Source organism: Lysobacter sp. ISL-50, assembly GCF_018612875.1.
GTDB lineage: Bacteria > Pseudomonadota > Gammaproteobacteria > Xanthomonadales > Xanthomonadaceae > Lysobacter.
The window spans coordinates 60,357-73,467 of the sequence record NZ_JAGGRI010000018.1 but is presented as its reverse complement, the minus strand read 5'-3'; the positions used below and the strand labels follow the sequence as shown (position 1 = coordinate 73,467).

Annotated in this window: 12 protein-coding genes and 2 tRNA genes; 9 read left to right on the top strand and 5 right to left on the bottom strand. The window is 66.5% G+C overall.

Annotated features, from left to right (window positions below):
* Window positions 1–3 precede the first annotated feature (3 nt).
* The 5 genes from J7J50_RS11490 (at window position 4) to J7J50_RS11470 (ending at window position 5,241) form a co-directional block, all read left to right on the top strand.
* Window positions 4–1,158 carry an STM4014 family protein gene (locus J7J50_RS11490; RefSeq protein WP_343222488.1) on the top strand — a complete coding sequence of 385 codons (1,155 nt, stop codon included), beginning with the start codon at window positions 4–6 and terminating at the stop codon, window positions 1,156–1,158.
* A complete protein-coding gene (locus J7J50_RS11485; RefSeq protein WP_215058115.1) occupies window positions 1,151–1,981 on the top strand; it encodes an STM4013/SEN3800 family hydrolase in 831 nt (276 codons plus the stop codon). The genes J7J50_RS11490 and J7J50_RS11485 overlap by 8 nt, the downstream gene beginning before the upstream one ends.
* The gene (locus J7J50_RS11480; RefSeq protein ID WP_215058114.1) at window positions 1,978–3,360 is read left to right on the top strand and encodes an STM4012 family radical SAM protein; all 1,383 of its coding nucleotides are present in this window, start codon (window positions 1,978–1,980) and stop codon (window positions 3,358–3,360) included. The genes J7J50_RS11485 and J7J50_RS11480 overlap by 4 nt, the downstream gene beginning before the upstream one ends.
* A 17-nt stretch (window positions 3,361–3,377) precedes the next feature.
* Window positions 3,378–4,277 (top strand): STM4011 family radical SAM protein, encoded by a 900-nt coding sequence (locus J7J50_RS11475; protein WP_215058113.1) that lies wholly within the window; start codon window positions 3,378–3,380, stop codon window positions 4,275–4,277.
* Window positions 4,278–4,476: 199 nt separating this feature from the next.
* Window positions 4,477–5,241, top strand: a complete 765-nt coding sequence (locus tag J7J50_RS11470) for a hypothetical protein (protein ID WP_215058112.1) — start codon at window positions 4,477–4,479, stop codon at window positions 5,239–5,241.
* Window positions 5,242–5,576: 335 nt separating this feature from the next.
* Here the strand turns inward: J7J50_RS11470 and J7J50_RS11465 are convergent.
* The 4 genes from J7J50_RS11465 to J7J50_RS11450 form a co-directional block, all read right to left on the bottom strand.
* Window positions 5,577–5,652: transfer RNA gene (locus J7J50_RS11465), tRNA-Glu, on the bottom strand.
* 54 nt (window positions 5,653–5,706) lie between these two features.
* Window positions 5,707–5,782: transfer RNA gene (locus J7J50_RS11460), tRNA-Ala, on the bottom strand.
* A gap of 22 nt (window positions 5,783–5,804) precedes the next feature.
* Complete coding sequence (locus J7J50_RS11455) at window positions 5,805–6,365, bottom strand: DUF1249 domain-containing protein (RefSeq protein ID WP_215058111.1); 561 nt, start codon at window positions 6,363–6,365, stop codon at window positions 5,805–5,807.
* 388 nt (window positions 6,366–6,753) lie between these two features.
* Window positions 6,754–7,575, bottom strand: a complete 822-nt coding sequence (locus J7J50_RS11450) for a pyruvate, water dikinase regulatory protein (protein ID WP_215058110.1) — start codon at window positions 7,573–7,575, stop codon at window positions 6,754–6,756.
* 135 nt (window positions 7,576–7,710) lie between these two features.
* Here J7J50_RS11450 and ppsA point away from each other — a divergent pair, with 135 nt between their 5' ends.
* A complete protein-coding gene (ppsA, locus tag J7J50_RS11445) occupies window positions 7,711–10,089 on the top strand; it encodes a phosphoenolpyruvate synthase (RefSeq protein WP_215058109.1) in 2,379 nt (792 codons plus the stop codon).
* A 7-nt stretch (window positions 10,090–10,096) separates the two neighbouring features.
* Window positions 10,097–11,050 carry a mechanosensitive ion channel domain-containing protein gene (locus J7J50_RS11440; RefSeq protein WP_215058108.1) on the top strand — a complete coding sequence of 318 codons (954 nt, stop codon included), beginning with the start codon at window positions 10,097–10,099 and terminating at the stop codon, window positions 11,048–11,050.
* A gap of 149 nt (window positions 11,051–11,199) precedes the next feature.
* On the opposite strand, the gene orn is transcribed toward J7J50_RS11440, so the two are convergent.
* Window positions 11,200–11,766 carry an oligoribonuclease gene (gene orn, locus J7J50_RS11435; protein ID WP_215058107.1) on the bottom strand — a complete coding sequence of 189 codons (567 nt, stop codon included), beginning with the start codon at window positions 11,764–11,766 and terminating at the stop codon, window positions 11,200–11,202.
* Window positions 11,767–11,834: 68 nt separating this feature from the next.
* Here orn and J7J50_RS11430 point away from each other — a divergent pair, with 68 nt between their 5' ends.
* Window positions 11,835–12,320, top strand: coding sequence for a DUF2721 domain-containing protein (locus J7J50_RS11430; RefSeq protein ID WP_215058106.1), 486 nt, complete (start codon window positions 11,835–11,837; stop codon window positions 12,318–12,320).
* Window positions 12,321–12,435: 115 nt separating this feature from the next.
* Entirely contained in the window at window positions 12,436–12,921 is a 486-nt protein-coding gene (locus J7J50_RS11425; protein ID WP_057943213.1) for a DUF2721 domain-containing protein, read from the top strand.
* The last annotated feature ends 190 nt before the right edge of the window (window positions 12,922–13,111 follow it).

Genomic DNA, 13,111 nt, shown 5'->3' with positions numbered 1-13,111 from the left:
GCCGTGCCCGCCGATTGGCTGCTGATCGGCCCACGCGGCAGCCGCCGGCTCCGGGGGCTGCAACAGGCCCTGCGCGAGCGCGGCCTGGGCGCGGCCGAGGAACTGCATTACGAGGCCTTGCTCGACGATCCCGGCCTCGCTTTTGAGGCGATCGCGCGGCGGCCGCGTGCATTGGTCAAGGTCGAATCGCCCGGAGAAGCGCCGCGCCTGCATGCGGCGCTGATCGAGCGCGGCTGGCGCCGGCTCGGCGAACCCGCACCGCGTCCGCGCGAGCTGGAACATGGTGAGCTCGCGTATCAGCACTACTGGTTCGCCGGATTCCGCGATCTGCTCGATGCCCTGCCGGCGCAGGCGAATTATCTCAACCCGCCCGATGACATCGCCGCCATGAGCGACAAGCTGGCCTGCCAGCAGCGCCTGCGCGCGCACGACGTGTCGGCCGCGCCGCTGCTAGGCCGCATCGACGGCTACGCGCACTTGCGCGAATTCATGCGCGAACACGCCTGCGCGCAGGTGTTCGTCAAGGCGCGTTATGGCTCCTCCGGCGCCGGAGTGTTGGCCTATCGCTGCAATCGCCAAGGCGGCGAAGCGCTGTACGGCTCGGCCGAACTGGTCGAAACCGGATCGTCCGGCGAGGCCGCGGTGCGGGTATTCAACTCGCTGCGGCCGCGACGTTACCGCGACGGCCACCGGATCGCGCAGTTGATCGACGCGGTCGCCGCGCAGGAAGCCTATGCCGAACGCTGGATCGCCAAGCCGTGCGCGCCGGACGGCGGCGCCGGTCACTACGACATCCGCGTCATCGCTCTGGACGGACGCGCGCGCCATCGCATCGCCCGGATCGGCCGCGCGCCGCTGACCAATCTGCATCTGGGCAATCGCCGCGCCGAGCTGAGCGACTGGCTCGATGCCGACGCCATGCGCGCGCTGGATGCGGCCACCGAACGCGCCGCGGCGGCATTCGCGCGCAGCCGCATGATCGGCTTCGACCTGATCCTGCGCGAAGGCCACGCCTGGATACTCGAAGCCAACGCCTTCGGCGACTTGCTGTTGAACCTGCAATGGCAGGGACTGAGCACCTACCAAGATCAAGCCCGCATGCCGGCGGCCCACCCGGCCCATCCACCCCGCCACATCGCCGAGGCGGCCCATGTCTGAGCCCGCCCATTTCGCCAATCCCGACATGCGCGCCATCGTCGGCCATCGCGACCTGTTGCTGATCACCCTCGACACGCTGCGCTTCGACGCCGCGCAGAGCTGCTTCGCACGCGGCGAACTGCCGGTGCTGGCGCAACACCTGCCGCCGGCCGGCTGGGAACCCCGGCATACGCCAGGAAGCTTCACCTATGCCGCGCATGCCGCGTTCTTCGCCGGATTCCTGCCGACGCCGGCGCGGCCGGGCCCGCATCCGCGCCTGTTCGCGCTGGATTTCGAAGGCAGCGAAACCACCGCCGCCGGGACCTGCGTGTTCCGCGATCGCGCCGACATCGTGTCCGGCCTGCGCGATGCCGGCTATCGCACGATCTGCATCGGCGGCGTGGGTTTCTTCAACAAACGCAATCCGCTGGGCTCGCAGTTTCCAGACCTGTTCGACGAAAGCCACTGGAACCCCGGCTTCGGCGTCACCGCCGTCGATTCGACCCAGCGTCAAGTCGCACTCGCCTGCGAACGCCTGCGCAGCGACGACCTGCGCGACCGCCGCTGCTTCGTCTTCATCAACGTCTCCGCCCTGCACCAGCCCAATCGCCATTACCTGCCCGGCGCCGAACGCGACGGCTACGACAGCCATTGCGCCGCGCTGCGCTACGTCGATGGCGCGCTGGCGCCGCTGTTCGCGGCCTTGCGCGCGCGCGGCGGCGGGTTCGCGATCGTCTGCTCCGACCACGGCACCGCCTACGGCGAGGACGGCTATCACGGCCACCGCCTCGCCCACGACACGGTGATGACCGTGCCCTACGCGCATTTCCTGCTCAATCCATGAACGCCATCGCCCAACCCGCCGCGCCGCACCGTCTCGCCGATCTGCTGCGCCTGCCGCCGTATCAGGCGTACTCGTATTCCTATCCGCACAAGACCGCGTACCGGCCGCTGCAGCCGGCGCAGTCGCTGGCGCAGTTGTGGGCGGACGAACCCCGCGACGCCTTGTTCCTGTACCTGCACATCCCGTTTTGTTCCTACCGCTGCGGCTTTTGCAATCTGTTCGCGCTGGCGCGGCCGGAACCGGCCAAGGTCGCGGCCTATCTGCAGCAGATGGAACGCCAGTTGCGCGCCACCGCGGCGGCGCTGGGCGAGCATCGCTTCGTGCGCTTCGCTCTCGGCGGCGGCACGCCGACCTATCTCGACGCCGGGCAATTGCGGCGCGTGTTCGATCTGGTCGAGCGCCATGCCGCGATCGACCTGCAGGCCGTGCCCGCCGGCATCGAGGTGTCGCCGGAAACCGTCGATATCGAAAAACTGCGCCTGTGCCGCGAGCGCGGCATCGATCGCGTCAGCATGGGTATCCAGAGTTTCAGCGATGCCGAAGTGCGCACGCTGGTGCGGCCGCAACAGCGCGCGGTGGTCGAACAGGCGATCGTCGCGATCCGCGAAGCCGGCATCGCCACCATGAACCTCGACCTGATCTATGGCATCGCCGGTCAGACCCGCGAGAGTTTCCTCGCGTCCATCGACAGCGCGCTGGCGCACGCGCCGGAAGAACTCTATCTGTATCCCTTGTACGTGCGCCCGTTGACCGGCCTGGGCCGGATCGAGGCCAAGCACGGCACGCGCGCCGGTTTCGCCTTGCAGCCCGAACCGGTGGACGATCGCCTGGCTCTGTACGAAGCCGGCCGCGAACGCCTGCTCGCGGCCGGTTACAGCCAAGTGTCGATGCGCATGTTCCGCGCGCCGCACGCGCCCGACCTGAGCGGGCCGGTGTACTGCTGCCAGAGCGACGGCATGGTCGGCATCGGCTGCGGCGCGCGTTCCTACACTTCGGCCCTGCACTACTCCAGCGAATACGGCGTGGCCCGGCGCAGCGTCGCGGAGATACTCGATCACTACCTCGCCCGCGACGAAGCCTCCTTCGCCAGCGCCGACTACGGCATCCGCCTGAGCGCCGACGATCGCCGCCGCCGGCACGCGATCCAGTCGCTGCTGATCCGCCCGGGCCTGGATCGCGCCGACTATCGCCGCCATTTCGGCGCCGATTGCCTGGACGATCTGCCGCAACTGCGCGAATTGTTCGAACTCGGCCTGGCCGTGGCCGACGAGAACCTGATCGAACTGACCCTGGCCGGCCTCGCCCGCGCCGACACCATCGGCCCGTGGCTGACCTCGGCGCAGATCGCCGAGCGCATGCACGACTACAGGTTGGGCTGAGCGTGCTCGCGGCTGACATGCATCTGTCGCTGCTCTATCGCGGCCGCCTGAGCAGTTGCAACTACGACTGCGGCTATTGCCCGTTCGCGAAGACCTACGACACCCGCGCCGCCTTGCGCCGCGACGCGGAGGATCTGTCGCGCTTCGTCGAATGGGCCGGACAGCAGCCGATGCAGTTGTCGATCCTGTTCACGCCCTGGGGCGAAGGTCTGGTGCGCCGCCACTATCGCGACGCGCTGGTGCGTTTGAGCCAGTTGCCGCGGCTGCGCCGGGTCGCGATCCAGACCAACCTGTGCGTGGGCATGCGCTGGCTCGATCAGGCCGACCTGGACAAGCTCGCGCTGTGGTGCACGTATCACCCCAGTCAGGTCAGCCGCGCGGCGTTCGTGGCGCGTTGCCGCGAACTGAGCCGGCGCGGCGTGCGCCACAGCGTCGGCATGGTCGCGATGCGCGAACACCTGGATGAAATCGAGGCCCTGCGCCAGGAACTGCCCGCGGCCACGCCGCTGTGGCTCAACGCCTACGACGAACGCCCGCCGGGTTACTACGACGATGCCCAAATCGCCCGGCTGCAGGCCATCGACCCGCATTTCCGCTACAACCTAGAGCCCTCGCCCAGCCTTGGCGCGCCGTGCCTGACCGGCGAAAACGTGGTCTCGGTGGACGGCGATGGCAACGTGCGCCGCTGCCATTTCGTCGCCGAGCCGCTGGGCAATCTCTACGACGGCAGCTTCGCCGCGCGGCTGCGCCAGCGCGCCTGCCCCAACGCGCGCTGCGACTGCTACATCGGCTACGCCCACCGCAAGGACCTGCCGTTTCAACGCGATTACGCCGGCGGCGTACTGGAACGGGTGCCCTCGTTCGTCTTGTCCTCTGCGCCGGGCCCGGCCCCCGCGCCGCTCGAGGCGGCGCCCTAGGCGCTCGCCACCGCTTCCCGCAAAGGACCGCAGTATGTTCAAACCACTTTTCCCCGGCCCGGCGAACGCCGCCCGGGCTTCGTCTGTCCATGGCCCTTGCCCGGCATCGCCGGCCGCAGAGCCGGCGCCGGACCCGTTCGCCACGACCCGGGCCATGCCGCGCGCCGGCATCTCCAACCCCCACCGCAAAGGAAGCACGATGTCTCCCAACAGGATCTTGAACACCGCCCTGGCCGCACTGTTGATCTGCGCGGTCGCGCCGCCGTCGCTCGCCGCTCCCGCCGGCAAGAGCGCCAAATCGGCCAAGGCCAAGGCGAAGAAAGCCGCGAAGATCCCCGGCGCCGGGCTCAAGCCGGAACAAGTCGCCGACATGTACATCCAGGTCATGCTCAAGAACGATGTCGACACGGCCAAGCGCCTCAACGACTACGTGCGTCCGGAATTCTCCGGCGAGGATCAGTTCGACATCGCCACCCTGGAGCAGTCGCAACAGTCGTTCCAGACCCAATACAGCCAGTTCGCCGACGGCCTGCTCGCCGAAATGCCGAAGGTCTCCGCGAAAAAAGCCAAGCCGGTGCTGGTTTCGGCGATGCTGGCGCAGAGCGCGGCCGCCTCGGGTTCCGACTGCCGCGCGCTGTCGAGCAAGACCCATCCGAACGAATACATCCAGGGCCAGCAAATCGCGGAAGTGACCTACGAATGCCGCGTGCCGGCGATCGATGGCGGCCTGCAGCAGCGCCTGGAAAGCAAGGGCGCGCCCAAGTCGATCAAGACCAAGGTCGCGCTCGAAGTCTTCACCGGTTACCAGAAGGCATTCGCCAGCGCCGGCGGCAACACCCGCACCATCAGCGGCACCATGTCGCTGTACGGCTTCCCGGGCAAGCCCTGGCTCACCAGCGGCGCCGACCAGATCCTCCAGTCCGTCACCGACGGTATGCTGGAAACGCCGCCGTCGGCCGACTGAGCCGCCGGCCCGAACGCGCAACGGCCACTGCGCCGTTGCGCGTCGTGTTTGGTTCGTCGCGGATCGACGCGATGCGTTATCGCGATTCGATCATCGCCTGCATCGACAGTTCTTGGCCTGCGTGCTTAAGGCTTCGCGGGTTCCGCGAAGCTTCGTGATCGCGATCGATCGTCGTCGCGCATCATCGCGAAGAAATAACTCAACCGACGACGCAGCGCATAGCGAAGTATCTGTCGACGCGCTTTCGGCATCGCACACATGACGCAGCACTGCGTTGACCATGTCGCGGACACAGGAACGCAGAAGGCCGCCTTTCGGCGGCCTTCTGCGTTTTTTGGCGTCCCCACGGGGATTCGAACCCCGGTCGCTACCGTGAAAGGGTAATGTCCTAGGCCTCTAGACGATGGGGACAAAACTGATTGTTCTTGCAGCTAACTCGTCGAAAACCCTTTCAATTTCGAAGAGTGGTGGAGCCAGCCGGGATCGAACCGGCGACCTCTACAATGCCATTGTAGCGCTCTCCCAGCTGAGCTATGGCCCCACGTGCTGGAAAGACGAACATCTTAGCGGCTGTTCAGCGATGTCGTCAAGCGGTCATCGCCAACTTTTTTTGCCGTTCCGGCGAAACCAGGTCCGTGTGGATCGGGTGACGCCGGGTCGTGCTCGACGGGGCGCAATGTTGCCATGCAATGACCACGTTCCGCTAGATACTCGAGCCACTTTCCTAAAAAAGTATTCATCCGCATGCGATGGCCGATGACTTCGGCCGGCGGCGGGTACATGCCGATCACGTCCTGCCAGCGCCGGCCGATGTAGCAGTGCGTGGCTTCGACCTGATGCGCGTCGTGATACAGGCGCAGATACGCGGACGGATCGGGCTCGCCGGTCAGCGGGTCCAGCAGCGCATACGTCAAGCGCATTTCGGTGGTGTAGCGATGTTGCTCGATCACGTCCAGGCGCAGATCCAGGCCGTCGCCGATAGCGGACAGATAGGTGCCGCGCGCGAGTTCGGCCGGCGCGAACATGCGGGTCAGACGATCGTGATTCTCCGCGTACAGGCCCATCAACCAGCCGAAGCGGCTGAGTTTGGGGATGCGCGCGAAGCGGGAGGCGGATTGAGTCATGCAGGCGATCCTACTCTTGTGCGAGCGTTCGCGGCAGGATTGACGGAATGACGAAAAACCCTTAATTTATAGGCTCTTTCGCGATGGTCTTCGAAGCCGCTTTCGAGCTTGAGGCGCCAGCCGCCATTCAGCCTTCCACGCGCCGGATCGGCCTTCCCTACTACGCTTCTTCGATGACCGCTGTCCGCCGCGGTCGGCGTTGTTGCGTGCGCGTCCGGGCCCGACGCGGTTCATCGCCGTTCTTGCGGGCGCGGCCCGGCCGTCGTGATTCACGACCGCGGGCCGCGTGAGCAGCCGAAAACACCCTGAAATCAAGCCCGGCGAGCGCATCCGCGGCGACGCAGACAAGCGACGGCGGCCGCAGCGGACCGCCCTGCCCGCGCGCGCCTCAGAACATTTCCCGATGAATCCCCAGCGTCGTCAGCACTTTGCTGGCGATTTCCTCGATCGAGGTGTGAGTGGTGCTCAAGGTCGGGATGCGTTCGGCGCGGAACATCATCTCGGCCGCGGCGACCTCGCGCTTGCAGGTGTCGAACTGGGCGTAGCGCGAGTTCGGCCGGCGTTCCTGGCGGATCTGCTGCAGCCGGACCGGGTCGATGGTCAGGCCGAACAGCTTGCTGCGGTAAGGCCGCAGCCGCGGCGGCAGGCGGTCGTGCTCCAGGTCTTCCTCGGTCAGCGGGTAATTGGCCGCGCGCACGCCGTAATGCAGGGCCAGGTACACGCAGGTCGGGGTCTTGCCGGCCCGCGACACCGCCACCAGGATCAGGTCGGCCTCGTTGTAGTCCACGCTCTGGCCGTCGTCGTGGGTCAGGGCGAAGTTCATCGCGTTGATGCGGCGGTGATACGTGTCGAAATCGGCGATGCCGTGGGCCTGGCCGATCCGGCGCTGGCGGGTTTCGTGCAGTTCGCGCTCCAAAGGCTCGATGAACGGCGCGAATACGTCCAGCATCAGCGCCCCGCTCTCGGCCAGGGCCGCGCCGACGTCGCCGTCCATGCATGAATTGATCACCACCGGGCGCACCCCGTGGGCGACCGCGGCCTCGCGGATCTTGGCCGCGGCCTCCTGCGCGCGCTCGACGCTGTCGACGAAAGGCAGGCGGTCGGTCACGAAACGGGTCTCGGTGAACTGGGTCAGCAGGCTATGACCGATGGTCTCGGCGGTGATACCCGTGCCGTCGGAAACGTAGAAAACCGGTCTGGTCCCTGCCATCGATAACCTCGTCAGAAAGCTGCACCAATACGAAAAACCTCGCCGGATCAAGCTTGTATGCACCCGACACCCGGGCGATCATATCCGCTTGGCCGCGCCCGGACGCGTCCTCGCCCCCCACGGAGATAGTGTGTCTTGAACGAGAACATCCTCTGGCTGCACGCGCTGCGCCTCAACGACCTGGCCCGCGTAGGCGGCAAGAACTCCTCGCTTGGCGAGATGATCGGCAATCTGGCGAACCTGGGCGTGTCGGTCCCAGGCGGCTACGCCACCACCTCGGAGGCCTTCAAGGCCTTCATCGCCCACAACAACCTGCATCAGCGCATCTTCGACAAGCTCGCCACGCTGGACGTGGAAAACGTTCCGGCGCTGACCCAGGCCGGCGGCGAGATCCGTGGTTGGGTCATCGAAGCCCCGCTGCAGCCGGACCTGGATCAGGACATCCGCGCCGCCTACCGCAAGCTGTGCAGCGAGAACGGCGGCGGCGATGTCGCCGTCGCGGTGCGCTCCTCGGCCACCGCCGAAGACCTGCCCGACGCGTCCTTCGCCGGCCAGCAGGAAACCTTCCTGAACGTCACCGGCGAAGACGATGTCGTGCGCAAGGTGAAGGAAGTCTTCGCCAGCCTCTACAACGATCGCGCCATCGCCTACCGCGTGCACCACGGCTTCAAGCACGAAGACGTGTTCCTGTCGGCCGGCGTGCAGCTGATGGTGCGCTCCGACGTCGGCGCGTCCGGCGTGTTGTTCACCCTGGACACCGAATCGGGTTTCCGCGACGTGGTGTTCATCACCTCCAGCTACGGCCTGGGCGAGATGGTCGTGCAAGGCGCGGTCAACCCGGACGAGTTCTACGTCTACAAGCCCACCCTGGCCCAGGGCAAGCCGGCAATCCTGCGCCGCAGCGTCGGCGCCAAGCAGCTGCGCATGGTGTATTCGGACAAGGCCGGCGAGCGCGTGCGCACCGAAGACACGCCGGCGGAGCTGCGCTCCAAGTTCTCGATCAACGATGCCGATGTCCATGAGCTTGCCAAGCAGGCCCTGGTGATCGAAAAGCACTACGGCCGTCCGATGGACGTGGAATGGGCGAAGGACGGCGTCAGCGGCAAGCTGTTCATCGTCCAGGCGCGCCCGGAAACGGTGAAGTCGCGCGGCAAGGCCACTCAGATCGAGCGCTACCAGCTCGAAAAGCGCGGCCCGGTAGTCGCCGAAGGCCGCGCCATCGGCCAGAAGATCGGCTCCGGCGTCGCCCGCGTCGTGCGCAGTCTCGACGACATGGCGCGGGTGCAACCCGGCGACGTGTTGGTCGCGGACATGACCGATCCCGATTGGGAGCCGGTGATGAAGCGCGCCGCGGCGATCGTCACCAACCGCGGTGGCCGCACCTGCCATGCGGCGATCATCGCGCGTGAACTCGGCGTGCCGGCGGTCGTCGGCACCGGCAACGGTCTGGATGCGATCAAGGAAGGACAGGTCGTCACCATCAGCTGCGCCGAAGGCGACACCGGCTACATCTACGACGGCGCCCTGCCCTTCGAGCGCCACGTCGCCGATCTGGACAAGATGCCGCCGGCGCCGCTCAAGGTGATGATGAACGTCGCCAACCCCGAGCGCGCGTTCGACTTCGCGATGCTGCCCAACGCCGGCGTCGGCCTGGCGCGGTTGGAGATGATCATCGCCAGCCACATCGGCATCCATCCCAAGGCGCTGCTGGAATACGCCTCGCAGGACGCGGCGACCAAGAAGAAGATCGACGAGAAGATCGCCGGCTACGGCGCCGATCCGGTGCAGTTCTACGTGGACCGCCTGGCCGAGGGCATCGCCACCATCACCGCCTCGTTCGCGCCGCATCCGGTGATTGTGCGCCTGTCGGATTTCAAGTCGAACGAATACGCCAACCTGATCGGCGGCTCGCGCTACGAGCCGCATGAAGAAAACCCGATGATCGGCTTCCGCGGCGCCAGCCGTTACGTCGATTCCTCGTTCTCCGACGCCTTCGCCCTGGAATGCCAGGCGGTGCTGAAGGTGCGCGAGGAAATGGGCCTGACCAACTGCTGGATCATGATCCCGTTCGTGCGCACGCTGGACGAAGGCCGCCGCGTGATCGAAGTGCTGGAGAAGAACGGCCTGCGCAAGGGCGAGAACGGCCTGCAGATCATCATGATGTGCGAGGTTCCGTCGAACGCGCTGCTGGCGGACGAGTTCCTGGAAATCTTCGACGGCTTCTCGATCGGCTCCAACGACTTGACCCAGCTCACCCTGGGTCTGGACCGTGACTCGGCGATCGTCGCCAAGCTGTTCGACGAACGCGATCCGGCGGTGAAGAAGCTGCTGTCGATGGCGATCTCGGCCGCGCGTGCCAAGGGCAAGTACGTCGGCATCTGCGGCCAGGGGCCCAGCGATCATCCGGATCTGGCCGAGTGGCTGATGGATCAGGGCATCGAGTCGGTGTCGCTGAATCCGGACACGGTGGTCGATACCTGGCTTCGCTTGGCCAAGGCGAAGGCCAAGGCCTGAACCCGGCATGGCGAAACAGGACGCAGCGCAGGCCGTGGTGCCCAAGTCCCTGCTGGGACTTGAGGCCGGGTTCGACATCGACAAGCTGACGGTCTGGGGACAGACCGCCGGCCTGAAGCTGCTCAGCGCGCTGGCGATCCTGCTGATCGGCCTGTGGCTGGCCAAATGGCTGTCGCGCGCGCTGGAGCGGGTCATGACCCGCGCCAACATGGAAGTCACCTTGCGCGGCTTCCTGCGCAACATCGCGTATGCGGCGATGGTGGTGATCGTGGCGGTCGCGGCCGTGCAGGCGCTCGGCGTGCCGATGACCTCGGTGCTGGCCGTGCTGGGCGCGGCCGGCCTGGCGATCGGTCTGGCGTTGAAGGACTCGCTGTCCAACATCGCCTCGGGCGTGATGCTGATCGTGCTGCGCCCGTTCCGCGCCGGCGACACCGTGCAGGCCGCGGGCGTGGAAGGCACGGTCGAGCAGGTCCGGGTGTTCCAGACCCGCCTGCGCACCATCGACAACCGGGTGATCGTGCTGCCCAACAGCCTGATCACCACCGCGGCCATCATCAACTTCACCGCCAATCCCAAGCGCCGGATCGATCTGACCGTCGGCGTGGGCTACGACGACGATCTCAAGACCGCGAAGGAAACGCTGCTGGTTCTGGCCAAGGCGCATGCCAACGTGCTGGCCGATCCGGCGCCGGAGGTGCTGGTCACCGCGCTGGCCGAAAGCAGCGTGAATCTGGAACTGCGCGCCTGGGTCAAGACCGCCAATCTGGTGCGGACCCGCAGCGACCTGGTCGAAGGCATCCGCAACGAGCTGATCGGCAAGGGTCTCAACATCCCGTATCCGCAGCGCGATCTGCATGTGTATCACCACGATGCGGATGGGCGACCGATCGCGGAGTTGCTGACCAAGGCCGTGGCGGACGATGGGGATGTGCCGGCGCCGGTGGCGAAGCCTAAGGCTTAAGCGGCAAGTGCTTGGCGATTTGTACGAAAGCCGCGCGAATCCAGCGACTTTCGCTATTGGTGTTTACGTAACCGATCGGCACATGACTTGAAGTCTCTGCGCCCCGGCCTTCGCAGATGCGCGAGCCCATGGCCCGCAAGCCCATCCGCTCACCCCACCCCGCCCAGCTTCCCCATCGCCGCGCGGTAATGCTTGAGCTCGGCAATCGAATCCATCACATCGCTCAACGCGGTGTGCTTGCTTTCCTTGCTGAGCCCGGCCAGCACGTCCGGCGCCCAGCGGCGCGCGAGTTCCTTCAGCGTGCTGACGTCCAGGTTGCGGTAATGGAAGTATTTCTCCAGCCGCGGCATGCAGCGGTGCAGGAAGCGGCGGTCCTGGCAGATCGAATTGCCGCAGATCGGCGAGGTGTTGGCCGGGACCCACTGGGCCAGGAAGTCCAGGGTCCGCGCTTCGGCCTCTTCCATCGGCACGCCCTGCTCCAGCACCCGCTTCCACAGCCCGGACTTGCCGTGCTGGTTGCGATTCCATTCGTCCATCGCGCCCAGGCGCTCCAGCGGGTGGGCGATGGCCAGTTCGGGGCCCTGCGCCAGCACGTTGAGCTGCGCATCGGTGACGACGGTGGCGATTTCCAGGATCGAATCGCGGTCGGTATCCAGGCCGGTCATCTCCAGATCGATCCAGATCAGCCGGTGCTCGTGCCCAGTCTTGTCCGTCATAGCCTCGCCGTCATGTCCATGTCGCGGCATGATAGCCCACAGCCCCCGCCCGAGCCCGCCGCACCGCAATGAACCAGAACGTCACCTTCGCCCACTACGCGATCCTGACCGCGATGCTGGCGCCCGCGTTCTTCCTGACCGCGACCGCCTCGCTGCTGCTGTCGGCCAACAACCGCCTCGCCCGGGTCATCGACCGCGCCCGCGTATTGATCAAGGAGCTGGCTGAGGCCGACGACCCGGAGGAGCGCGACCTGATCGAGCGCCACATCCTGCGCCAGAAGAAACGCAGCCGCATCATCCTGCGCGGCAGCCAGTTGCTCTACACCGCGATCAGCTTCTTCGTCTGCACCAGCCTGACCGTGGCCGGCGACGCGGTGCTCGGTTATCGGCTCGGCGTCATCCCGACCGTGCTCGCCGCGTTCGGCGTGCTGTCGATGTTCGCCGCCAGCCTGCTGCTCGCGCGCGAGTCCTCGCTCGCGGTCGAGGCGGTCAACGAGGAAATGGATCACGGCCACATCAGCGCGATGAAACGCTGGGCCAAGCCGCCCGGATAAACCGGCCGCGCGAACCCCGGCGGCGCCGGTCCCGCCGGCCGCGGCCGCGAGCGAAGACCGCGAACAACCCGCACGCCGCGCCGCATCGGCGCGGGCAACGAAGACGGAGCCCGTCATGGCCGACCTGGTCCAATTGAATTCGCACTACACCGTGGTCTCGGCGATGATCACGCCGGCGTTTTTCCTGACCGCGACCGCGTCGCTGCTGGTGTCGTCCAACAACCGCCTGGCGCGCGTGGTCGACCGCATGCGCCAGCAACTGGCGACGCTGGAAGACACCGTGGACGATCACGCGCGCCAGTTTCTCGAAGCGCGCATCATCCTGCACCGGCGACGGGTGCGTCTGATTCTGACCTGCCTGCAATTGCTGTACGGCGCGATGACCGCCTTCGTCGCCACCAGCCTGTCGATCGGCATCGACCAGTTCACCGATTACCGCATCACCGGCGTGCCGACCGCGCTGGCCATGTGCGGCGTGCTGCTGGTATTGGCCGCGTGCATCAACATGGGCCGCGAGGCGCGCATGAGCGTGAGCATGCTCGACGCCGAAGTGAAACGGGAATTCGATCGCGACAACGGTCGCAAGAAAAAATCCGACTGATCGCGGTTACCCCGATATCGGCGCGACAGATCCGCGACCGCGATACCGGCCATGAGCCGCGGCCGCGAACCACATCCGGTGCGCGGCATTGGCGTGCGGAGCCGGATGATTTCCTGAACCGCGTCGCCGCCGAGCGGCGATTCCGCCCTAAGCCCTACTACTTTCGTACTAATCCGAATCCGCGCTCGAC